Source organism: Nonomuraea montanisoli (genome assembly GCF_013363975.1).
GTDB classification, from domain to species: Bacteria; Actinomycetota; Actinomycetes; order Streptosporangiales; family Streptosporangiaceae; genus Nonomuraea; species Nonomuraea montanisoli.
In genome coordinates this window covers 29,735-50,441 of the sequence record NZ_JABWGN010000019.1, presented here as the reverse complement: position 1 = coordinate 50,441, position 20,707 = coordinate 29,735, and the positions used below count along the sequence as shown (strand labels likewise).

Annotated in this window: 21 protein-coding genes and 1 pseudogene; 4 read left to right on the top strand and 18 right to left on the bottom strand. The window is 73.6% G+C overall.

The window, feature by feature from the left end:
* Nucleotides 1-39: 39 nt before the first annotated feature.
* Both HTZ77_RS38235 and HTZ77_RS38230 read right to left on the bottom strand, forming a co-directional pair.
* Nucleotides 40-645, bottom strand: a complete 606-nt coding sequence (locus HTZ77_RS38235; protein ID WP_175594651.1) for a response regulator transcription factor — start codon at nucleotides 643-645, stop codon at nucleotides 40-42.
* Nucleotides 642-2,084: a histidine kinase gene (locus tag HTZ77_RS38230; RefSeq protein WP_175594650.1), complete on the bottom strand. Its 1,443-nt coding sequence runs from the start codon at nucleotides 2,082-2,084 to the stop codon at nucleotides 642-644. The genes HTZ77_RS38235 and HTZ77_RS38230 overlap by 4 nt, the downstream gene beginning before the upstream one ends.
* A gap of 120 nt (nucleotides 2,085-2,204) precedes the next feature.
* Between HTZ77_RS38230 and HTZ77_RS38225 the strand changes: the two are divergent.
* Nucleotides 2,205-3,386, top strand: a pseudogene (locus tag HTZ77_RS38225) (RNA-guided endonuclease InsQ/TnpB family protein).
* 43 nt (nucleotides 3,387-3,429) lie between these two features.
* On the opposite strand, the gene HTZ77_RS38220 reads toward HTZ77_RS38225, so the two are convergent.
* The 3 genes from HTZ77_RS38220 to HTZ77_RS38210 form a co-directional block, all read right to left on the bottom strand.
* Complete coding sequence (locus HTZ77_RS38220; RefSeq protein WP_175594648.1) at nucleotides 3,430-4,167, bottom strand: ABC transporter permease; 738 nt, start codon at nucleotides 4,165-4,167, stop codon at nucleotides 3,430-3,432.
* Nucleotides 4,167-5,069, bottom strand: coding sequence for an ABC transporter ATP-binding protein (locus HTZ77_RS38215; RefSeq protein ID WP_175594647.1), 903 nt, complete (start codon nucleotides 5,067-5,069; stop codon nucleotides 4,167-4,169). The genes HTZ77_RS38220 and HTZ77_RS38215 overlap by 1 nt, the downstream gene beginning before the upstream one ends.
* An 89-nt stretch (nucleotides 5,070-5,158) precedes the next feature.
* Nucleotides 5,159-5,992: an HAD family hydrolase gene (locus HTZ77_RS38210; protein WP_328809014.1), complete on the bottom strand. Its 834-nt coding sequence runs from the start codon at nucleotides 5,990-5,992 to the stop codon at nucleotides 5,159-5,161.
* 73 nt (nucleotides 5,993-6,065) lie between these two features.
* Between HTZ77_RS38210 and HTZ77_RS38205 the strand changes: the two genes are divergently transcribed.
* Entirely contained in the window at nucleotides 6,066-6,452 is a 387-nt protein-coding gene (locus HTZ77_RS38205) for a hypothetical protein (protein WP_175594646.1), read from the top strand.
* Between the two features lie 35 nt (nucleotides 6,453-6,487).
* On the opposite strand, the gene HTZ77_RS45605 is transcribed toward HTZ77_RS38205, so the two are convergent.
* Nucleotides 6,488-6,964, bottom strand: coding sequence for a DUF2283 domain-containing protein (locus HTZ77_RS45605; RefSeq protein WP_205304486.1), 477 nt, complete (start codon nucleotides 6,962-6,964; stop codon nucleotides 6,488-6,490).
* A gap of 62 nt (nucleotides 6,965-7,026) precedes the next feature.
* Between HTZ77_RS45605 and HTZ77_RS38195 the strand changes: the two genes are divergently transcribed.
* Nucleotides 7,027-7,317 carry an enolase C-terminal domain-like protein gene (locus tag HTZ77_RS38195; protein ID WP_175594645.1) on the top strand — a complete coding sequence of 97 codons (291 nt, stop codon included), beginning with the start codon at nucleotides 7,027-7,029 and terminating at the stop codon, nucleotides 7,315-7,317.
* Here the strand turns inward: HTZ77_RS38195 and HTZ77_RS38190 are convergent.
* The gene (locus tag HTZ77_RS38190) at nucleotides 7,305-8,531 is read right to left on the bottom strand and encodes an RNA-guided endonuclease InsQ/TnpB family protein (protein ID WP_175594644.1); all 1,227 of its coding nucleotides are present in this window, start codon (nucleotides 8,529-8,531) and stop codon (nucleotides 7,305-7,307) included. The two genes, HTZ77_RS38195 and HTZ77_RS38190, sit on opposite strands and share 13 nt — an antisense overlap.
* A gap of 260 nt (nucleotides 8,532-8,791) precedes the next feature.
* Between HTZ77_RS38190 and pyrF the strand changes: the two genes are divergently transcribed.
* Nucleotides 8,792-9,613, top strand: a complete 822-nt coding sequence (pyrF, locus tag HTZ77_RS38185; RefSeq protein WP_175594643.1) for an orotidine-5'-phosphate decarboxylase — start codon at nucleotides 8,792-8,794, stop codon at nucleotides 9,611-9,613.
* Between the two features lie 22 nt (nucleotides 9,614-9,635).
* Here the strand turns inward: pyrF and HTZ77_RS38180 are convergent, their stop codons facing one another.
* Genes HTZ77_RS38180 through HTZ77_RS38130 form a run of 11 tightly spaced genes read right to left on the bottom strand, consistent with a single transcriptional unit; the run spans nucleotide 9,636 to nucleotide 20,630 of the window.
* Complete coding sequence (locus HTZ77_RS38180) at nucleotides 9,636-9,917, bottom strand: hypothetical protein (RefSeq protein WP_175594642.1); 282 nt, start codon at nucleotides 9,915-9,917, stop codon at nucleotides 9,636-9,638.
* Between the two features lie 58 nt (nucleotides 9,918-9,975).
* Nucleotides 9,976-10,692 (bottom strand): polysaccharide deacetylase family protein, encoded by a 717-nt coding sequence (locus HTZ77_RS38175; RefSeq protein WP_175594641.1) that lies wholly within the window; start codon nucleotides 10,690-10,692, stop codon nucleotides 9,976-9,978.
* A 50-nt stretch (nucleotides 10,693-10,742) separates the two neighbouring features.
* A complete protein-coding gene (rbsK, locus tag HTZ77_RS38170; protein WP_175594751.1) occupies nucleotides 10,743-11,624 on the bottom strand; it encodes a ribokinase in 882 nt (293 codons plus the stop codon).
* Complete coding sequence (locus tag HTZ77_RS38165) at nucleotides 11,621-13,012, bottom strand: ADP-ribosylglycohydrolase family protein (protein WP_175594640.1); 1,392 nt, start codon at nucleotides 13,010-13,012, stop codon at nucleotides 11,621-11,623. The genes rbsK and HTZ77_RS38165 overlap by 4 nt, the downstream gene beginning before the upstream one ends.
* Nucleotides 13,009-14,229 (bottom strand): ADP-ribosylglycohydrolase family protein, encoded by a 1,221-nt coding sequence (locus HTZ77_RS38160; protein ID WP_175594639.1) that lies wholly within the window; start codon nucleotides 14,227-14,229, stop codon nucleotides 13,009-13,011. Before HTZ77_RS38160 ends, HTZ77_RS38165 begins: the two co-directional genes overlap by 4 nt.
* Nucleotides 14,226-15,197 carry an ADP-ribosylglycohydrolase family protein gene (locus tag HTZ77_RS38155; RefSeq protein ID WP_175594638.1) on the bottom strand — a complete coding sequence of 324 codons (972 nt, stop codon included), beginning with the start codon at nucleotides 15,195-15,197 and terminating at the stop codon, nucleotides 14,226-14,228. Before HTZ77_RS38155 ends, HTZ77_RS38160 begins: the two co-directional genes overlap by 4 nt.
* 6 nt (nucleotides 15,198-15,203) lie before the next feature.
* Complete coding sequence (locus HTZ77_RS38150; RefSeq protein ID WP_205304485.1) at nucleotides 15,204-16,457, bottom strand: ADP-ribosylglycohydrolase family protein; 1,254 nt, start codon at nucleotides 16,455-16,457, stop codon at nucleotides 15,204-15,206.
* The gene (locus HTZ77_RS38145; protein ID WP_175594637.1) at nucleotides 16,454-17,767 is read right to left on the bottom strand and encodes an ABC transporter substrate-binding protein; all 1,314 of its coding nucleotides are present in this window, start codon (nucleotides 17,765-17,767) and stop codon (nucleotides 16,454-16,456) included. The genes HTZ77_RS38150 and HTZ77_RS38145 overlap by 4 nt, the downstream gene beginning before the upstream one ends.
* A 12-nt stretch (nucleotides 17,768-17,779) precedes the next feature.
* Nucleotides 17,780-18,631, bottom strand: a complete 852-nt coding sequence (locus HTZ77_RS38140) for a carbohydrate ABC transporter permease (RefSeq protein ID WP_328809013.1) — start codon at nucleotides 18,629-18,631, stop codon at nucleotides 17,780-17,782.
* Nucleotides 18,628-19,548 (bottom strand): carbohydrate ABC transporter permease, encoded by a 921-nt coding sequence (locus tag HTZ77_RS38135; protein ID WP_175594636.1) that lies wholly within the window; start codon nucleotides 19,546-19,548, stop codon nucleotides 18,628-18,630. Before HTZ77_RS38135 ends, HTZ77_RS38140 begins: the two co-directional genes overlap by 4 nt.
* On the bottom strand, nucleotides 19,545-20,630 hold the full coding sequence (locus HTZ77_RS38130) for a LacI family DNA-binding transcriptional regulator (RefSeq protein WP_175594635.1): 1,086 nt from the start codon (nucleotides 20,628-20,630) through the stop codon (nucleotides 19,545-19,547). The genes HTZ77_RS38135 and HTZ77_RS38130 overlap by 4 nt, the downstream gene beginning before the upstream one ends.
* Nucleotides 20,631-20,707 lie beyond the last annotated feature (77 nt).

Sequence of the window (20,707 nt, the reverse complement as noted above, 5' to 3'; positions counted from 1 at the left end):
CCTTCCTTCCCGGGGGCGGCTCCCGGCATGTCCGGAGCCCTACAGCCAGCCCTGGGCCTGGGCGTGGCGGACGGCCTCGACGCGGTTGCGGGTGCGGGTCTTGCCGATGGCCGACGACAGGTAGTTGCGCACCGTGCCCTCCGACAGGTGGAGGCGGGCGGCGATGTCGGCGATCGTGGAGCCGTCGGCCGCGGCGGCGAGCACGTCCCGCTCCCGGCCGGACAGCGGGTTCGGCCCGGCGCTGAGCGCGGCGGCGGCCAGGCCGGGGTCGATGACCCGCTCACCGGCCCGCACGCGGCGCACCGCGGCGGCCAGCTCGCGCGCCGGGCTGTCCTTGACGAGGAACGCCGCCGCGCCCGCCTCCATCGCCCGGCGCAGGTAGCCCGGCCGGCCGAACGTCGTCAGGATCACCACTCGGCAGCCGGGCAGCATCCGGCGGATCTCCTCGGCGGCGGTGATGCCGTCGCCGCCGGGCATCTCGACGTCGAGCAGCGCGACGTCCGGCTCGGTCTTGCGCGCCACGGCCACCGCCTCGGGCCCGGAGGCGGCCTCGCCGACCACCTCGATGTCGTCCTCCAGGCCGAGCAGGGTGACGAGCGCGCCGCGCACCATGGCCTGGTCCTCGGCCAGGATGATCCTGATCACGTCCGCTCCGCCCCGGTCGCGTCCGGCACGGCGGTCACCGGCGTCACTGCTCCGCCTCCGGCGGCGCCCGGTTCAGCCGGGGCGTTAGGGTCCGCCAGGGCATTGGGTTCGTTCGGGTCGGCCTGGGCATTGGGTTCGTTCGGGTCCGCCTGGGTGCCCGGTTCCGCCGGGGCGCCCGGGTCGGCCGGGACCGGGACGCGGACGGCGAGGCGGAAGCCGCCGCGCACCCGGCCCGCCGTCATCGTGCCGCCCGCCGCCGCGACCCGCTCCGCCAGTCCGGCCAGCCCGTTGCCCTCCCCCTCCGCCGCGGGCCCGCCCAGCCTGTACGCCTCCCCCTCGGCCACCGGCCCGGCAAGTCCGTACGCCTCCCTCTCCGCCACCGGCCCGGCAAGTCCGTACGCCTTCCCCTCCGCCACCGCCCCGCCCAGTCCGTACGCCTCCCCCGACGCCGCATGCCCCGCGTGGCCGCGTCCGTCATCGGTGATCTCCAGGGTGGCCTCCACCCCGTCGTACGTCACGGTGATCTCGCAGTGCCGCGCCCCCGAGTGGCGCAGCACGTTCGTGCCCCCCTCACGGACCGCCCACGCGAGCAGCCCGTCGAGCGCCGGCGGCAGCGGCGTCCCCGTCAGCCGCACGAGCGTGTCCGTGCCCGCCGACTCCAGCGCGGCGCGGGCCCCGTCGACCGCCTCGGCCAGCCCCCGCTGCCGGTAGCCGGTGACGGCCTCGCGCACCTCGACGAGCGCCTGGCGGGCCACCTCCTCGATGTCGCGGATCTCCCGCAGCGCCCGCGGCGACTCCTCGGCCAGCCGCCCGGCCAGCTCGGCCTTCATGGCGATGAGCGACAGGCTGTGGCCGAGCAGGTCGTGCAGGTCGCGGGCGATGCGCAGGCGCTCCTCGCCGGCCGCGAGCCGGGCCACCTCGCCCTGGGCCTCCCGCAGCCGGGACACCAGCAGCCGGGTGTTGCGCACGTTGGTGAACAGCACCGCCAGGGTCGCGACCTGGAAGACGAACATGATCAGCGTGCCCGGGTCGGCGTCCGTGACCACGCCGAGCGCGACGAGCGTGACGCCCATGGCGGCGACGGCGACCACGGCCGCCCGCTTCGGCAGCGCCATGGCGAAGGCCACGCTCATGTAGACGGGCAGCGCCAGCCACCCCGAGCCGAAGATCGGCGGGAGGACGACGGCGAGCACCGTGGTGAAGCCGAGCAGCGGGTACGTCCAGCGCCCCGGGCGGCCGAACGTCCGCTGGCTGAGCACGATCCCCGCGTAGGCGGCGGCGAACGCGACGAGGGCGACGCACGCCCACGCCGCCCGGGCCCCGGTGACCTCCCCCTGCATCACCCCCAGGACGGGGGCCACGAGGTAGACCAGCCCGACGGAGATGGACAGCAGCCGCCTGACGGGCGAGACGCCGTCAGGCGGCTCCGGAACGCTCATCGACTCTCCTTGCGCGGGGGACCCCAAACTTTAGCCCTGGGGAGGAAACGCGGGCCGGCTCGCACGGCGGATGCGAACATGGAAGCGATTCTCAACTGATGGCCTGGTACTGGGTGAGGTATGGCGCAGATCGTGAAGCGGGCCTACAGGTACCGCTTCTATCCGACCCGCGGGCAAGCCGAACAGCTTGCCCGGACGTTCGGCTGCGTGCGCCTGGTCTACAACAAGACCCTGGCCGAGCGGACCCGCGCCTACACGTCGGACGGCCGTCGGGTCTCCTACGGGGAGTCCTCGGCCACTCTCACCGCGTGGAAGAAGACCGGCGAGCTGGCGTTCCTGAACGAGGTGTCGAGCGTGCCGCTTCAGCAGGCGCTGCGCCACCTTCAGGCGGCGTTCGCGAACTTCTTCGCCCGCCGGGCCAAGTACCCGACCTTCAAGTCCCGCAAGAAGTCGCGGGCATCGGCCGAGTACACCCGCTCGGCCTTCACCTGGCGAGATGGGCGGCTCACCCTCGCGAAGATGCGCGAACCGCTGGACATCGTGTGGTCGCGGCCCCTGCCGCAGGGCGCGCAGCCGTCCACGGTGACTGTCTCCAAGGACGCGGCGCAGCGCTGGTTCGTGTCGATCCTGGTCGAGGAGGCGATCCGCCCGCTGCCCCCGGCCGCCACCCGGGTCGGCTTCGACGCCGGGGTCGCCGCGCTGGCCACGTTCTCCACCGGCGAGAAGATCGTCAACCCGAAGCACGAACGGGCCGACCGCCGCAAACTCGCCCGAGCCCAGCGGGATCTCGCCCGCAAGGAGAAGGGGTCGGCCAACCGGCAGAAGGCCAGACTCAAGGTCGCCCGCATTCACGCTCGGATCACCGACCGGCGGCGAGACTTCCTGCACAAGCTCACCACTCGGCTCGTCCGTGAGAACCAAACGGTCGTGATCGAGGATCTCACCGTCCGCAACATGGTCAAGAACCACAGCTTGGCCCGCGCCATGTCCGACGCCTCCTGGCGCCGGATGCGGTCCATGCTGGAGTACAAAGCCGCCTGGTACGGGCGGGAACTGGTCGTGATCCACCGATGGTTCCCCTCCTCGAAGCTGTGCTCGGCCTGCGGTGCCCTGCACGAGAACATGCCGCTGGCTGTCCGGGCGTGGCAGTGCGCGTGCGGCGCGCTGCACGACCGCGACGTCAACGCCGCGATCAACATCCTCGCCGCCGGGCTGACGGAGAGGTGAAACGCCTGTGGAGCCGGTGTAAGACCTCAAAGGCGCAAGCCCGGCGGGCGACTGGCGGTGAAGCAGGAAGCCTGACCCGTAAGGGTTCAGATCCCCCGGCTTCAGCTGGGGGAAGAAGTCAAGCGCGTACGGTAGCCCGCCGGTAGGCGAGGACGGCGAGCACCCCGAGGGCCGCCGCCCAGCCGGCGACCGTGAGCGCGTCCGACAGGGGCACCCCGTGGCCGGCGATGACGCTCCAGCCCATGTCGGCGTAGGAGTAGGCGGGGGTCGCCTCGGCGATGGTGCGCATGGTCTCGCCCATGGTGGTGACCGGGAACCAGAGCCCGCCCACGATCACCAGCCCCAGCATGGTGATCATGGTGACGGGCTGGACGGCGTCGGGCCGCAGCAGCGAGCCGATGACCAGTCCCAGCGCGACGAACGGCACGGCCCCCGCCCACAGCGCCCCCACCAGCGCCGCCCACTGCCCCACGGACAGGGACACCCCCTGGGTGAGCGCGCCGGCCAGGCACACGAGCAGCATCGAGGGCAGGACCAGCAGGAGCGCGCCCACCAGCTTGCCCACGATGATCATCCAGCCGGGCAGCGGCGTGACCTGCAGCTGCGGCAGCCAGCCGGAGGCGCGTTCCTGCGCCCACGGGCCGGCGGTGTTGACCAGCGTCCCCGAGATCGCGCCGTAGGCGGCCATGGAGACCATGACGTACGCGCTGAGGGTGACGCCGCCGTCGGTGGTCTCCTTGCCGAAGACGTTGGCGTTGAGCAGGTAGATGACCAGGGGGAAGCCGATCCCGAGGATCACGTACCTCCGGTTGCGGATCATGCGGAGGATCTCCAGCCGCACGTACGAGGCGAGCATCAGGACTCCCGGGTGAGGGCGAGGAAGGCGTCTTCGAGGTGGCCGCCGGAGACCTCCAGGTCGTGGACCTCCAGCGTGGTGCCGCGGTAGAGCGCGGCGGTGGTGAGGGCGGCGTCGTCGGTGCGCAGCCGGGCCACGCCGTCGCGGATCTCGACCGAGGTGACGCCCGGCAGGGCGTCCAGGCCGGCGGCCGGCTGGTCGCCGAGGCGGAAGGTGACGAGCCGCCCGCCCGCCGTGGCCTTGATCTCGGCGGGGGTGCCGTCGGCGGCCAGCCGGCCCCGCGCGATGACGAGCACCCGGTCGGCGTTCTGGTCGGCCTCCTCCAGGTAGTGGGTGGCGAACAGCACCGTACGGCCGCCCGCGGCGTAGGCGCGCATGCCGTCCCAGAAGCGCCGCCGCGACTCGACGTCCATCGCGGCGGTCGGCTCGTCGAGCACGAGCAGGTCGGGGGCGCCCGCGACGGCCAGCGCGAACCTGACCCGCTGGGCCTGGCCGCCCGACAGCCCCTTGGCACGCCGCTTGACCAGGGAGCCGAGGTCGGCCAGGTCGAGGATCTCGGACAGGGGCAGCGGCCGGGGGTAGAGGCCGCGCACGAAGCCGACGAGCTCGCCGATGGTCAGCTCGGGCATCAGCTCGCCCTGCTGGAGCATCGCGCCGACGCGGCCCTGGGCGACGGCCTGCTCGGGGGTGCCGCCGAGGACGCGGACCGTGCCGGCGGTGGGCCGGGCCAGGCCGAGCAGCAGCGACACGGTGGTGGACTTGCCGGCCCCGTTGGGGCCGAGCAGGGCGATGGCGCCTCCCGCCGCGGCGGTGAGGCTCAGGCCGTCGACCGCCCGTACGTCGCCGAAGTGCTTGGCGACGCCGGTCAGGGCGAGGGCGGGGCTGGATGGGATGGTCTCCATGGCTTCCACGCTAGGAGCGGCCCGGGCGCCTCCCTGGTGCCGTGCGTCCTGCCTTCACGCTGACATTTGTCATGCTCCGGGCGCGCGGGTCAGGGGCCGTAGAGGCGTTCGAGGACGACGGCCACGCCGTGGTCGTCGTTCGACAGCGTCCGCCGCTCCACGGCGGCGAGCACCAGGTGGTGGGCGTTGGCCATGGCGTACCCGGCGCCGGCGAAGGCGAGGACGGCGAGGTCGTTGGGCATGTCGCCGAACGCCGCCACCTCGGCCGGGGCCACGCCCCGCTCCGCGCAGAACCCGGCCAGCGTGCCGGCCTTCGTCACCCCCGGCGCGCTGATCTCCAGCAGCCCGCCCACGCCGGAGTGCGTCACCTCGGCCCGCCCCGCCACCGCCTCGGCCGCGGCGGCGGCCATGTCGTCCACGGGATGCTCGCCGGACCAGGCCAGCAGCTTGACGAACGGCTCGCCCGCGTCGCGCACCGACCGCACCTCGCGCCGTTGTCTCGGGTCGTGGTGGTGGACGTCGTAGCCGGGCTCGGCCAGCACGACCGTGCCCGTCTCGACGGCGAACGCCACGCCGGGCAGCGCCCCGGCCAGGACGTCGATCACGTGGGCCGCGGCCTCGGGGTCGAGGTCGTGCCGGGTGACGATCTCGCGCGCGGCCAGGTCGTACACGATGGCGCCGTTGCTGCACACGGCGGTGCCGCTGACGCCGGCCGCCTCGGCGATCGGGTCGACCCCGCGGGGCGCGCGGGCGGTCACGAACACGATCTCGGCGCCGGCCGCGCGCGCCAGGCGCAGCGCGCGGCGGGTGCGCGGGGAGACGGAGCCGGTGGAGTCGAGCAGGGTGCCGTCGAGGTCGGTCGCCACGACGCGCGGCCGGACCGGGTGGTCGCTCGCGGGGGGAAGGTCGCTCGGAGGGGTCACGCGTCGATTATCGCGGCCTCAGTCGTCCCGGCCCCGTCGCGGCGGACCCGGCGGAGGCCGATAGGGTGCGCGCGTGACCGACACCGTCCGCCAGGACAGTCCCGCCGGGTCCGCGCTGAGGTTCGCCACCGAGCTGGTCGCCTGGGTCGCCACCCCGTGGGCCCTCGCCTCCCGCTCCGTCGCGCTGGCCGTGCTGTCGGTGATCGTGCTGATCGGATTGCCGACGCTGTTCTCCACGCCCGGGGACAAGCGCAACGTGATCGTGCCCGTGCCGGGGTTCGTCACGATCCTGCTCGTGCTGCTCCAGCTCGTGGCGGCGGTGGCCGCGTCGTGGGCGGCCTGGCCCGCGCCGGTGGCGGTCGTCGTGACGGCGCTCGCCGTGGCGACCGTCGCGTTCGAGGTGCCGCGCTGGCGGTGGCTGCTGTCGCGGGGCGTCCACCCCCCGAGCGGCGCCCTGTAGGCCGCCCGCCCCCAGAGCGGAGCCCGGCAGAGGCGTCAGAGCCGCATCTCGGACGGCAGGCGGGTCGCCGCGTCCAGCAGCTCGATCCCCAGCAGCTCGCCCGAGACCCCGTAGTCCAGGACGGCCCCGTCCACGGTCTCCTGGCGCACGGCCTCCCCGGGCGCGATCTCGTGCTTCATCGCGATGTAGGCGACGTCGTGATCCTTGTCCCAGGTGAGGTAGACGGTTTTCGGCCGCCGGCCGTCCGGCTCCTCCTCCCAGCTCAGCAGCCCCTCCTTGGCCTCGTGCGAGCCGGCCAGCGCGGCCCGGACCATGGCGAGCGCCAGGTCCACCGCCTCCAGCGCGTCGACGCCGGTGACCTTGCGCTCGTGCTCCCATCCGGCCAGCCCGTCGATCCGGTACGGGCACGACCAGTCGCCCGTGGGCTCCTCCACGGGCACGCCGACGCTGACGGTGACCTCGCTCGGCGGCTCGGTGCGAAGCGTCAGCGTCCGGCGGGCGATCTCGTACATGCAGGTGATCTACCCCGGGGCGACCGGCGGGTACCCCGCGGACATTTCCGGCACATCACCTGATGGTTTCCTTGACGCAGATGGCGCGGATCGCCGCCGTCGCCGACGTCCACTACGTCCCGGTGGCGCCGCACAACCCGCTCGGCCCGCTCGCCACCGCGGCGAACGCGCACTTCGCGGCGGCGACGACCAACTTCGCCATCCTCGAGTACAAGCCCGACGAGGTGTCCTGGTGTCCCGACCCGTACCTGCCGGTGGACGGGCGCCTGGAGCTGCGCCCGGAACAGCCCGGCTGGGGGGATTTGACTGCTCCCCCGCCTGAAGACAGGGGATTCCTGGCTCACGCTGCCTGACCGTCCAGCGGACGTTCAGGTCTTCCGCGATCAGCACCAACCGGGGTCAGACCAGCCCGGACCAGCATGACGCGGGCAGAGTTCTTGTCTCTGGGACAGACGGCTCCGCACGCGGCACAGGTGTAGGTACGTTCGGAAAGAGGTAGCGCGTGCTTGGTTCTCGCTCCGCACTGGGCGCAGTCCATGGTGGTGTGCGCGGGGTTGACGAGCATCAGGGTGCGGCCATGTTTGCGGGCCATCTCGATCAGGGCATGCTTGGTCGCGCCGATGGCCGCGTCGGCAGCCTTGCGCGCCATGCTGGACTTGGCCAGGAACTTCGGCCGGAAGTCCTCCACCGCGATCACGTCATGGTCGCCGACGACTTTCCTGGCCCACTTGCGACCAGTGTCCTGGCGCTGGCGGGCGACCTTTTTGTACTGCTTGGCGCGCAGCTTCTTCGCCTCGCGGTAGCCCTTCGAGCCCGGCTGCCCTCGGACGGGTCCGCGACGGGCCATCATCCGGTCGTAACGGGCCAGCTTCGCCCGGGCCTTCTTGCCGTAGTCGGCGTGCGGCAGGTCATGGTCGTCACTGGTGGTGGTGGCGACCTGTGTCACGCCCCAGTCGATGCCGATCGCCCGCCCGGTGGCGGGCAGCGGTTCGGCCCGGGCGGGAACGACGAACGAGGAGTACCAGTGGCCCAGACCGTCCCGGAAGACGCGCACGCTCGACGGGACGGCGGGCAGGTCACGGGACCACACCACGGTCACGATGATGTTCCCGGCCAGATGCAGGCGCCCGTCCTTGAGGCGGAAGCCGCGCCGCGTGTAGTTCAGGCTCGGATCGGTCAGGTCCTTCTTCTTGAAGCGAGGCATCCCGGCCCGCTGCCGGACGGGCAGCCGGCCAGTGATGTCCTTGACCGCCTTGGCGCGGGACCTGGCGAAGTCACGGATGATCTGCTGCTGCGGCACCGACGCCCCCGCCGCGAGCCATTCATGCTCAGCCCGCCAGCTGGTCAGCATCTTGTCGAGCTGGGCCGGGCCGCAGCTCTGCGGGTCTTCCGGGTGAGTCTTGTTGTGCAGGTGCACCGTCCTGGACGTGGCGACGCACTGGTTCCACACCCATCGGCAACGATCCCACTCGCCCGGTAAGGCGACCTGGGCGACCGGCGACACACGAAGCCGGTAGGTGTATCGGGCGTGCCCGGCGCTCTCCCCCGAATTCGCTGCCGCCTTCATGACCACTCAATCTACCGAGGAGGTAAGACAGAAATTGAGCGTTCGCCGCGGTCAGACTCCGGATCACCTGGGCGGCGATCCGGCTGGGCCTGCCCTGCTCCGCGGGAGTCCGATTCCTTCTGGACCTGAAGGCTGAGGCATCCTCGGATAAATGTGGTGACCTGATCCGCGCCGTCCCATACCGCCCTCGTCGCAAGGCTTTCCGGGCTGCTCCGGCCCGGTTTACCCTGCGAACGTCGGCGAGGGTGGGGGGCGGGACGATGACGGAGCCGTTCGGGACCAGGCTGCGGGCCAGGCTCGACAAGTACGGGCCGCTGTGCGTGGGCATCGACCCGAGCCCGGCGCTGCTGCACGCGTGGGGCCTGGACGACTCGCCGGCGGGGCTGGAGCGCCTCAGCCGCACGGTGGCCGACGCCGTGGGCGACGTGGCGGCCGTGGTCAAGCCGCAGCCGGCGTTCTTCGAGCGGTGGGGCAGCCGGGGGTTCGCCGTGCTGGAGTCCGTGCTGGCCGACCTGCGCCAGGCCGGGCCGCTGGTCGTGCTCGACGCCAGGCGCGGCGACACCGGCCCCGTCATGGCCGCCTACGCCGAGGCGTACCTCGACCAGGGCAGCCCGCTGGCGGCCGACGCGGTGACGCTCAGCCCGTACTTCGGGTTCGGGGCGCTGGAGGGGGCGATCACCTCGGCCGTCGCCAACGACGCCGGGGTGTTCGTGCTCGCGCGCGCCGACGGGCCCGAGGGTTTCCGCGACCCGTTCGCGGCGCGGGTCCTCGCGGGGGTCGAGGCGGCCAACGCGGGCCGGGCGCCGCTCGGGCCGGTCGGTGTGGTGGCCGGTGGCGTGCCGGCCTCCGCCGTGCCGGATCGGCTCGGCCCCGACCTGCTGGACCGGCTCGACGGCCCCGTCCTCGTGCCGGGCGTCGGCCCGCGTGGCCTCTCACCCGCCGACCTGGCCCGGCTGTTCCCCTCGGTACGGCACGCGGTGGTGCCGGCCGTCTCCGGCGCCGTCCTGGCCGACCCGACGCGGGTGCGCGAGCTGACGCTGCGCTACCGCGACGAGTGCGCCCACCACCTGTCCGCCCCGTGACCCGGCCGGGCCGGGGCGGTGGTCAGCCGGTCGGACCGGCGTCCGGACGGACCTCCGGCTCCTCGCCGGTCTCACCGTCGCGGCCCGCGTCTCCCCCGGCGTCGGCTTCCTCGCCGCCTTCCCCGCTGCCTTCCCCACCGCTGGCCCCACCGGCGGCCTGGGCCTCGGGCGGGTCGGCGGGGATGGGGCGGCCGGAGTGGGACGTGCCGGCGCCCGACCGCTCGGCTACGACGTCGCTCTCCGCGTTGAGGCCGGTCACGGTGTCGGGCAGGTCGTCAGGACGATCGTCGTGCTTGTCGCTCATGACCGGTTCCCTGCCCCGCCCGGCGCCGCTGATGTGGCCCGGGGCGGGGTGAATCCGATCACGCCTGCGAGCCGGCCAGCATCTCCGAGACCGAGACGAACGTGTACCCCTCGGCGCGCAGCGCCGACACCACGCCCCTGATGGCCGCCCGCGTGTCGGCCCCGCTCCCGTACCAGGGATGCAGCAGGACGATCGACCCGGGCCGCACCTCGGCCCGCACCTCGGCCACGATCTCCTGGGCCGTCGGCGTCTTGCCGGAGTCGGGTTCGACGTCCCACATGACGGTGGTCTGGTGGTGCTCGGCCAGGTACATCGGCAGCGTCAGGAGCTTCTTGCCCGTCGGCGGCCGGAAGGTGATGTTCCCCCTCTGACCGGCGGCGCGGATGAGGGCGTTGGTCCGCTCCACCTCGTCCTTCACGGTGTCCGGCGAGACGAACACCATCCGGCGGTGCGTGTAGGTGTGGTTGCCCAGCTCGTGCCCCGCCGCGACGAGCGCCGCCGTCTCCTTCGGGAACCTCTCCATCTGGGAGCCGACGACGTAGAAGGTGGCCCGGGCGTCCTCGGCGGCGAGCGCGGCCAGCACCTCGGCGGCGTGCTCGTCCGGCCCGTCGTCGAAGGTCAGCGCGACCACCTTCTCCGGCGTGTCGAACCGCGACACCAGCGTGCCGGCGACCTGGTACGTCCGCGAGTTGACCAGCCGGTACAGGCCGGTGGCGGCCAGCGCGAGCACGGCGGCCACCGCCAGCGTCACGAGCAGCCGGCGGCGGCGCCTCATCGGACCTTCCCCACGATCATGATCATGGGGGAGCAGTCTAGGGGAGCGGGCTAGAGGGCGGCGTCGATCTCCGCGCGGCTCGGCATGGAGGTGCTCGCGCCCTCCCGCTGCACCGACAGCGCCGCCGCCGCCGACGCGAACCGCAGCGCCTCCTCCGCCGGCCGGCCCTCCGCCCTGGCGACGGCGAGCGCGCCGACGAACGTGTCGCCCGCCGCCGTGGTGTCCACCGCCTCCACCTGTACGGCCGGCACGCGCAGCCGCTCGCCGGAGCGCGAGCCGTACAGGGCGCCCTCGGAGCCGAGCGTGATCACGACCTCGGGCACGCGTTCGAGCAGGCGGGACAGCGCCTCGCCGGGGTCGGCGGCGCCGGTGATGGCGGCCGCCTCGTGCTCGTTCGGGACGATGAGCGCGACGGCGTCCAGCAGCTCGTCCGGCAGCGGCTGCGCGGGCGCCGGGGTGAGGACGGCCGGGACCCCCGCCTCGCGGGCGGCCCGGGCGGCGCCGATGACGGCCTCCATGGGCAGTTCGAGCTGGAGCAGCACCGAGGCGGAGGCCGCGATGACCGCGCGCTCCTCCTCGGAGGGGGCGGTGACCTGGCCGTTCGCGCCGGGCACCACGATGATCGAGTTGCCGCCGTCGTCGTCCACCACGATGTGCGCGATGCCGCTGGGGCCCGGCACCTGGCGCAGGCGCTCGACGTTCACGCCGGCGACCGCGAGCGTGTCGCGGATCTCCGCGCCGAACGCGTCGTCGCCGACCGCGCCGAGGAAGGAGACCTCGGTGCCGGCGCGGGCGGCGGCGATCGCCTGGTTCGCGCCCTTGCCGCCGGGCACGGTGCGGAACATCCGCCCGGTGACCGTCTCACCGCGCTTCGGAGCCTGGTCCACGTACGCGACCAGGTCCATGTTCGCGCTGCCGAACACCGAGATCATGCCCACATCAACTCCCTGGTGCGCCGGGCCAGCTCGTCCAGCCCGATACCGTCGAACCCGGTCAGGCTGCTGGCCAGGCTGTTCCTCATCTTCCACCGGGCGGGCACGCCGCCGTTCAGCGCCCCCGCCACCGAGCCGACGGTCGCGCCCGCGGAGTCGGTGTCCCAGCCGCCGGCCACGGCCCCGGCGATCGAGGCGGTGAAGTCGCCCCGGCCGTGGACCAGGGCGGCCGCGACCAGGGCGGCGTTGTTGATCGTGTGGACCCAGTGCAGGCCCGCGTGCCGTTCGTGGAGGCGGTCGAGGACGCGTTCGAAGTCGGGCTCCGAGGCGGCGTCCTCGGCGGCCCGCCGCACCGCGTCGTGCAGCCGCGAGGCGGGCGGGACCACCGACAGGCCGGCGGCCACCACCTCCTCCACGGAGCTCGCCACGAGCGACTGCGCGCACAGGGCGGCGGCGAACATCGCCCCGTAGACGCCGTTGGCGGTGTGCGTCAGCCGGGCGTCGCGCCAGGCGTACTCGGCGGCCGTGGCCGGGTCGCCCGGGTTGACCCACCCGTACACGTCGGTCCGGATGAGCGCGCCGATCCACTCGCGGAACGGGTTGCGGTGCGTGGCCGTCTCGGGCGGCTCGACGCCGGACAGCAGGTTGCGGTACGCGACCCGCTCGGCGGTGAACGTGCGGCCGGCCGGCAGCTCGTCCAGCCACAGCTTGGCCACGTCGTCGGTGGTGAAGCCGCGGCCGTGCCGCTCCAGGACGGTCAGGGCCAGCAGCGGGTAGTTGAGGTCGTCGTCCTCCGGGACGCCGTCGATGTTCTCGGCCAGCGAGTTGACGGCGCTGCGCCGGTTCCAGGGCCAGCGGGCGGCCACCTCGGCGGGCAGGCCCCGCGCCGTGAACCAGCCGCGGATCGGCCAGTTGCCGGTGGCCTGGGCGATCTCCCGGACGCCCTCGCGCGGGATCTTCTCCACGGGCTTGCCGAGCACGCACCCGGCGGCCCGCCCCTCCCAGGCGCCCAGCAGCCGCGCCGGATCCACCCCTGCCCCTGACGGCGAGCCGGTCAGGGGGGAGGCGGCGGGCGCGGGCGAGGGCGATCCGGGTGAGGCGAGGGGCCGGCCGGCGGGCCAGGCGGGGGTCGCGGCGATGATCGCGTCGAGGTCGGTGGGCTCGTCCAGCGGCGACGGGATCGCCGCCAGCTCGTCCAGCAGCCGCTCGGCCAGCGGACGCAGCCGCAGCGCTCCCGGCTCGGACGCGCCCGCGCGGGGCGGCGCGTCGTGGCCACCGGCCGCGCGCCAGCGGGCGGCGATCTCCCGCACGTCGCGGCCGTCCTCGGCGGCCTGGCGCAGCTCGTGCCCCACCAGGTCCTCGGGCTGCACCCAGGTGAGGCGGATCACGCCCCGCCCTCCACACTGCCCGTCGCGCCGTACGCGGAGCCGCCCGTCGCGCCGTCCGCGGTGAGCAGGGCGGCGAAGGCGCTCTCGTGGGCGCGGCGGCGCGCCTGGTCGTCGGCGTGGACACGGCGCGCCACCCGCGCGATCGCCCGTCCCGGCTCGACCAGGTCCGTACGGCTGGCCCGCCCGATCTCCTCGGCCCACTCCCCCGGCACCGCGGCGAGCCCGCCGAGCGCGCCCGCGATGGCGCCGCCCATGGAGGCGATCGAGTCGGCGTCGCGCCCGTAGTTGACGCCGCCCAGTACCGTCTCGCGGAAGTCTCCCTTCGCGATCACGAGGAACCCGAGGGCCAGCGGCAGCTCCTCGATGCTGTGCACCCGGCTCGGCCGGCGCGCCCCGAGCCCCTGGTCGCGGTAGGTGTCGGCGACCGTGTCGTAGGGCCGCATCGCCGCGCGCAGCGTCTCGAACGAGCCCTCCCAGTGCCCGAGCCCGCGCGCCGCCTCGCAGACCGCCTCGATCGCGGCCCTGGTGCCGTCCTTGGCCAGCCGCAGGCAGGCGGCCACGACCGAGTCGGGGGTGGCGCCCGGGCGCATGGCCTCGGCGACGGCCGCGGCCATCACGCCGGCGGCCTCGCGCCCGTAGCTGGACTGGTGCGCGCCGGTGAGATCGATCGCCTCGGCGTAGGCGGCGTCGGGGTCGGCGGCGTTGACGACGCCGACCGGCGCCACGTACATGGCGGCGCCGCAGTTGACGATGTTGCCGACGCCGGCCTCGCGCGGGTCCACGTGGCCGTAGTGCAGGCGGGCGACGATCCATTTCTCGGCGAGGAAGATCCGGTGCAGCGGCAGCGCCTCCGTCTCCAGCTCGGGGATCCAGCGCCGCTCCCCCATCAGCTCGGGCACCAGGTGCTCGGCCATCGCGTACGCGTCCAGGTGGCCCTGGACCTTCTCGTAGACGCGGATGAGGGCGTGCGTCATCAGGGTGTCGTCGGTGATGTGGCCGTCGCCCTTGTGGTACGGGGCGATGGGGCGGGCGTTGCGCCAGTCCTCGTTGAACGGCGGCACGATGCCCTCGACCGGCCCCCCGTACCTTCGGGTGATCTGCTCGGGCGTCCAGCCCTCGGTGGCGCCGCCCAGCGCGTCGCCGACCGCCGCGCCCGCCACACAGCCCACCGCCTTGTCGGTGAGCAGGTCTGCGGGCTGATCTGCGAGCGGCGTCATACGAGTTCCTCCGTGAGTTCGATGAGATCTGTTCCCGCCAGGTGCGGCAGGCAACAGCCGGCCAGCGTGCGGGCCGAGGCGGTCCACCCCTCCGGGATCGCCTCGAAGCCGCCGCACGCCCCGGTGATCGCGCCGGTCAGGGCGGGCGCCGAGTCGGCCAGCGGCGCCAGGCAGGCGGCGGCGGGCACGGCCCGGCCGAGCGCGCCGCCCGACACCTCGGCCAGCGCCAGCGCGACGGGCACCGTCAGGGCGGCGCCCACCGCGTAGCTGTAGACGTGGTCGAGCAGGGCGGCGTCGAGCGCGGGCACGGCGGCGAACGGGTCGCCCGCCGCGCGCGCCGCCTCGATCGCGAGGCGCGCGTTGTGCCCGATGGCGGTGTCGCCGGGCAGGACGGCCAGCGCCGCCTCGACGGCCTGGGCCGCCGACCCGGTCGCGACCGCCGCGGCGACGGCGGCGGCCATCGCGAGCGCGCCGAGCACGCCGTCGCCGGCGTTGGTCACCCGGGCGTCCCCGGCGGGGTCGCGGCCGAGCGCGCCGAAGGCGACGGCCCGCACGGCGGCGGCGTCGTCGAAGTGGTGCGGGTTGTCGTGGCCGCTGGCGGGCGGCTCGACGCCGCGGGCGAGGTTGTCCAGCGCGGTGGCCACCGAGATGCGCGCCCGGAGGTCCGGGCTCTGCTCGCGCAGCTCGCGGAACGCCTCGGCGCGCGGCCGGTCGATGGTGAGCGCCGTCCAGGCCAGCCACTCGGCGTCGTCGGACGGGCCGAGCGCGAGCGGGGCGACGGGCTGGTTCAACGCGAACGGCACGGGCAGGGTGGTGACCCGGTGCTCCTCGGCGAACGCGTCGAGCTCCCGGTGCAGGCGCCGGCTCCACGGGGCGTGCAGGGCAGAGCGGTGCCGGCCGGCCGGCCAGCCCACGGCGTCGCCCACGGCGAGCCCGGCGAAGGCCCCCCGGATTCTGTCCCCCGACATGGTCGTCTACTGTCCTTTCGCCGTACGGCTTCCGCCGCCCGGTCCGTCTGCTGGTGCGCCCGCCCGCGGGTCCGCCCGATCGTCGCCCGCTTCGGCGCCCGTTTCGTCGCCCGCCACCGCGGCCGGGCGGTGGCGGGCCGCCGCGTCCGTGAGCTCGTCGGCGACGGTCAGGACGTGCCGGCCGGCCACCACGGGCAGGCAGGTGCCCGCGACCGGGCCGATGCGGGCGGCCCACCGTCCGGGCACGCCGCCCTCGCCCCGCCCGGCGCCCGCGACGGCGCCGGCGATGGCCCCGATGGTGTCGGCGTCGCGGCCCAGGCTCACGGCGAACGTCACGGACGCCTCCACGTCGCCGTCGCCGGCCAGGTAGGCGGCCAGGGCGAGCGCCACGGCCTCGGGCGCGACGTCGGTCCACGGGTAGTGGCTCACCACGACGGCCTCGTGCAGCGCCTCCACCAGCGCCGCCTCTTCGCCATCCGGCTCCCGCCCCTCCTCTGCCCGCTCCTGAACGGCAGGCGGGTCCTCCGCGACAGGCCGGTCCTGAACGGCAAGCGGGTCCTGCATGGCGGGCCGGTCCTGCATGGCGGGCCGATCCTGTCGGATGCGGTCGAGGACGGCGACCGCGCGGGTGACGGCGCGGGCCGTCCACGAGTCCTCCGGCACCACCGACAGCGCCGCCGCCACCACCTCGCGCGGCGGCAGGCCCGCCATGGCGGCGGCCACGGCGCCCGCGACGGCGCGCCCGCCGAGGACGCCCTCGCCCGACTGGCTGACCCGACCGTCCTGCTCCACGAGCCGCGCGGCCTCGGCCGGGTCGCCCGGGCAGAAGATCCCGTACGGCGCGGCCCGCATGGCCAGCCCGTCCGACCAGCCGTGCTGGTGGACCAGCCCGGTCATCGGCGGTTCGAGGCCACGGCGAAGCGCTTCGACGGTGCCCAGTTCCGAGAACCCGGCCCCGCGCATGGGGCCGGTGATCCGCGGCAGCACCTCGGCCCGGTAGGCGGCGGCCACGTCGGCCGAGGTGAGGGCGTGCCCGTGCCGGACGAGCTGGGAGGCGGCGAAGATGGCGTACTCGGTGTCGTCCGTGCCGCCGCGCTCGATCTCGGTGAGCCGGCCCCAGCGCCGCCGGATCTCGGCCGGGGTGAGGTTCTCCGCGGGGGCCCCGAGGGCGTCCCCGGCCGCGAGGCCGAGCAGACACCCCCGGGCCCGGTCGCGGTGGGTCCCCGCCTCGGGACGGGTCACCGCTGCGCGATACGTCACCGCTGGTACCGCTCCAGCACCTTGTTGCCGTCGTCGACCAGCTTCTTCGCCACGTCGTCGATGCTGATCTTGTTGGCGAAGTACTCCTGGAGCGCCGGCGTCGCGACCTTGCTCTTCCACTCGTCGAACCCGTTGACCTTGAGGAACGGGGCGACGACGAGGTTCTTGGCCGAGGCCGTGGCCACGTCCCAGCCGTTCTCCTTGGTCGTCATCGACGGGTCGGCGGCGGCCTTGACGGAGGTCGGCAGCAGCCAGTCGCCCTTGGCGAGCTTGGCCTGGTTGGTCGGGTTGAGGAAGTACGAGATGAACTTCAGCGCCTCGTCCGGGTGCTTGCTGTCCTGCGCGACCGACAGGGTCTGGGAGACCGCGCCCTGGTCGGTGGTGGTGCCCTTGAGCGGCGGCAGCGTCACCCACTCGAAGCCCTTCGGCGCCTGCTCGGCGACCTGCTGGCGCAGGTAGACGCCGGCGGGCAGCAGCGCGAACTTGCCGGCGTAGAAGGCGGGCAGCGGGTCGGCCGTGCCCTGGCCCAGGGCCGCCGGGTCGGCCGACTTGTCCTTGTAGAGCTGGTCGTGGATGCGCTGGAGGACCTCCTTCTCCTCCGGGCCGACCTTGACGGTGGTCTTGCCGTCGACGGTCTGGAAGAAGGTGCCGCCGAAGTTCAGCGCCAGGTTGAGGCTCTTGTTGACCGGCGACTTCATCGGCCAGGCCACGCCGAACGCGTCACCCTTGGTCATCTTCTTGGCGGCCGCGGAGAACTCGTCCCACGTCCACGGGTTGTCGGGGGTGGGGATCCGCACGCCGGCGCCGTCGAGGAGCTTCTTGTTGGCGATGATGACCTGCGACTCCTGCAGGAACGGCACGCCGTACACGCCCTGCTTGCCCTTGCCGTCGTCGAAGGTGACGGTGTCCCACGACTTCTGCGGGATGTCGCTCTTCAGCTCGGCGGGCAGCTTGTCCGACAGGTCGAGCAGGTAGCCGTCGGAGGCGAAGCCGGACAGGGCGGGCGAGTCGTTGTGGATGACGTCCGGCGCGGTGCCGCCCGCGAACTGGGTGACGAGCTGGTCGTTGACGTTGTCCCAGCTGCCCTGGACGTAGGTGACCTGGATGGTGGGGTTGGCCTTGTTCCACTCGTCGACGATCTGCTTGTTGGCGGCGACCGACTCCTTCTGCCAGGCCAGGCTGAGGAAGTTCAGCTTCACCGGCTCGCCGGGCTTCCCGGCCGCGGAGCCGCCCTTGTCGCCGCCGCCGCTGCCGCAGCCGGCGGCCAGCGCGACGATCGCCGCCGCCGCCAAAGCGGACTTCATACGCATGAGAGCCTCCTACTAGCCCTTGACGGCGCCGGCCATCAGGCCGGACTTCAGTCGCCGCTGGATGATTGCGAAAAAGATCAGGCTCGGGATGGTCGCCATGAGCGACGCCGCGGCCAGCGGGCCGAGCCGGGCCACCCCCTCCGGGCCGGTGAAGCGCACCAGCGTCAGGGGGAGTGTCATCACGTCGGGGTCCTGCAGGATCACGAGCGCGAAGAGGAACTCGTTCCACGACGAGATGAACGCGAACAGCAGCGTCGCGACCACGCCGGGCGCGAGCAGCGGCGCCACCACGCCGACGATGGTCCGGATCCGCCCGGCGCCGTCCATGGCCGCGGCCTCCTCCAGCTCGGCCGGCACGGCGCGCACGTACCCCTGGAGCATCCACAGCGCGAACGGCAGCGTGAACGTCACGTGCACGACCACCAGGCCGGGCAGCGTGTTCACCAGCTCCAGGTCCCGCAGGATCATGAAGAGCGGGATGATGATCAGGATGAACGGGAAGACCTGGCTGACCAGCACCCACCCGATGGCGATCCGGTTGACCAGGCCGCGGTAGCGGGCGATCGCGTACGCGGCGGGCAGCGAGATCACCACCGTGATGACGCTGCTGGCCAGCGCCACGACGAGGCTGCGGGTGGCCGCGCCGACGAGGTCCTGCTCGCCGAACGCGTCGGCGAAGTTGGCCAGCGTCGGCTCGCGCGGGATCCAGGTGGGGTCGGCCAGCGCCATCTCGCGCGGCGTCTTCAGCGCCGTGGACAGCAGCCACAGCAGGGGGAACGCCAGGAAGACGACGTAGGCCAGCAGGGCGAGGTACTGCGGGACGCGGCGCAGCCCGGCGGCCCCTCCGCGGGTGGTGACCGTCACTTGGCCTCCCTCATCTGGCGCCACAGGTACAGGCCGAGCGCCGCGAGCACGACGACGGCCATCGCGAGGCCGAGCATCGAGGCGTAGCCGGCGAACCGGTACCGGAACGCCTCCTCGTAGGCGAACAGCATCGGCAGCCGCGTCTGGCCGCCCGGCCCGCCCTGGGTGAGCACGTAGACCAGGCCGAACTGGTTGATGTTCCACACGAAGTCGAGCGAGGTGATGGCCACGATGACCGGCTTGAGCTGCGGCAGCGTGATGTTCCAGAACTTGCGCCAGCGGCCCGCGCCGTCGACCTCCACCGCCTCGTACAGCTCCCTGGGGACGTTCTGCAGCCCGGCCAGCAGGACGACGGTCGTCTGCGGCATGCCGGTCCAGACGCCCACCACGATGATCGCGGGAAGCGCGAGGGAGAAGTCGGCCAGCCAGTTGACGTGCGTGCCGAGCACGCTGTTCAGGATGCCCGCGTCGGGGTGGTAAACGAGCTTCCACATCAGGCCGATGACCACCGGCGGCATCGCCCACGGCACCACCGCGAGCACCCGGGCCACGCCCCTGAACCTGAGGTCCTGGTTGAGCAGCAGCGCCAGGCCGAGGGCGGCGAGGAACTGCAGGCCGGTCACCGAGACCGCCCAGATCATGCCGATCCGGAACGACGACCAGAAGTCCTCGGCGGTCAGCAGGTCGCCGAGGTTCTCCAGGCCGACGAAGCTCGTCTCGTGGTTGCGGGTGTTGCGCGCGTCGGTGAACGCGAGCGCGATGCCGTACAGCAGCGGGCCCACGCTGAACAGCAGGACCGGCACGAGCGCGGGCAGCATGAGCACCCACATCTCGCGGGTCTGCCGCGAGAACCTCCTGCGCCGCGCGTGCCGCGCGGGCGGGGTGGGCGGCGCTGGCCTGGTCGCGGTCGCCGTCATGACGTGCCCCCTCCTTCCGTGCTCCTGCTCTGCGTGGCCGCCTGTCCCGCCGCTCCGGTGACGTCCCGTACGGCCGGCGGCTCCGGCGTCGTGGAGGCGCGCACCACCAGCCGGGGCGGCACGGTCACCACGCGGGGCTCGTGCTCGCCGTCCTGGAGCCGGTCGAGCAGCAGCTCGGCGGCGACCCGGCCGCGCTCGGCGGACCCGAGCGAGACGCTGGTGAGCGACGGCCACGAGGCCGCGGCGAGGTCCGTGTCGTCCATGCCGACCACCGCCACGTCCTCCGGCACCCGCTTGCCCGCCGCGCGCAGCACGTCGAGCGCGCCGAGCGCGATGAGGTCGTTGGCGCACATGAGCGCGTCGACGTCGGAGACCCGGTTGAGCAGGGCCGCGACCGCGCGGCCTCCTTCCGCCCGGTAGAAGTCGCCGATCTCCACCAGCTCCTCGTCGTACGGCAGGCCCAGCTCGGCCAGCGCCTCGCGGTAGGCGGCGCCGCGGGCCGCGCCGGGCACGGTGTCGGTGGGGCCGTTGACCAGCGCGATGCGGCAGCGGCCGAGCGCGTGCAGGTGGTCGACGGCCAGGCGCACGCCGGTGCGGGAGTCGGCCCGCACGTTGTCGACGGGCGTGCCCTCGGGCACGGAGCCGATGACGACGACGGGCGCGCGGGCGGCGCCCAGCATCTGCAGGTGCGCCTCGGTGACGCGCAGCGGCACCATGATCATGCCGTCGACGTAGCGTTCGCCGAGGCTGTGCAGCACGTCGATCTCGTCGGCGACGACGGCGCCGGTGGAGTGCAGCACGAGGCGGTAGCCGGCGGCCTTGAGCACCGGCTGGATCTCGCGCAGCATGGCCAGGTACGCCGGGTTGCCGACGTCGGCCATCGCGAACGCGACCTGGTGCGTGCGCCGGGACTTCAGCGACCGGGCCACGGCGTTGCGCACGTAGCCGAGCTCCTCGGCCGCCGCCATCACCTTGCGCACGGTCTCCTGCCGGGTGGGCAGGCCGTTCAGCACCCGCGAGACGGAGGCGATGGACACGCCCGCGCGCTCGGCGATCGTGGTGATCGTGGGTCCCTGTGCCAAGGTCGTCCTTCCGTGCTGTAAACGTTTCCGGCAAGGATCTGTAAACGTTTACGGTGTTTCGGACATGAAACCGGCAG

Bases quoted from the DNA above. Each gene is read 5' to 3' on its own strand.
- HTZ77_RS38215 (WP_175594647.1), bottom strand. From the start codon at position 5,069: ATGGAGACCATCCCATCCAGCCCCGCCCTCGCCCTGACCGGCGTCGCC.
- HTZ77_RS38190 (WP_175594644.1), bottom strand. From the start codon at position 8,531: ATGAAGGCGGCAGCGAATTCGGGGGAGAGCGCCGGGCACGCCCGATAC.
- HTZ77_RS38180 (WP_175594642.1), bottom strand. From the start codon at position 9,917: ATGAGCGACAAGCACGACGATCGTCCTGACGACCTGCCCGACACCGTG.
- HTZ77_RS38195 (WP_175594645.1), top strand. From the start codon at position 7,027: ATGGTTTCCTTGACGCAGATGGCGCGGATCGCCGCCGTCGCCGACGTC.
- HTZ77_RS38135 (WP_175594636.1), bottom strand. From the start codon at position 19,548: ATGACGGCGACCGCGACCAGGCCAGCGCCGCCCACCCCGCCCGCGCGG.
- HTZ77_RS38145 (WP_175594637.1), bottom strand. From the start codon at position 17,767: ATGCGTATGAAGTCCGCTTTGGCGGCGGCGGCGATCGTCGCGCTGGCC.
- HTZ77_RS38220 (WP_175594648.1), bottom strand. From the start codon at position 4,167: ATGCTCGCCTCGTACGTGCGGCTGGAGATCCTCCGCATGATCCGCAAC.
- HTZ77_RS38175 (WP_175594641.1), bottom strand. From the start codon at position 10,692: ATGAGGCGCCGCCGCCGGCTGCTCGTGACGCTGGCGGTGGCCGCCGTG.
- HTZ77_RS45605 (WP_205304486.1), bottom strand. From the start codon at position 6,964: ATGTACGAGATCGCCCGCCGGACGCTGACGCTTCGCACCGAGCCGCCG.
- HTZ77_RS38230 (WP_175594650.1), bottom strand. From the start codon at position 2,084: ATGAGCGTTCCGGAGCCGCCTGACGGCGTCTCGCCCGTCAGGCGGCTG.
- HTZ77_RS38155 (WP_175594638.1), bottom strand. From the start codon at position 15,197: ATGTCGGGGGACAGAATCCGGGGGGCCTTCGCCGGGCTCGCCGTGGGC.
- rbsK (WP_175594751.1), bottom strand. From the start codon at position 11,624: ATGATCTCGGTGTTCGGCAGCGCGAACATGGACCTGGTCGCGTACGTG.
- HTZ77_RS38160 (WP_175594639.1), bottom strand. From the start codon at position 14,229: ATGACGCCGCTCGCAGATCAGCCCGCAGACCTGCTCACCGACAAGGCG.
- pyrF (WP_175594643.1), top strand. From the start codon at position 8,792: ATGACGGAGCCGTTCGGGACCAGGCTGCGGGCCAGGCTCGACAAGTAC.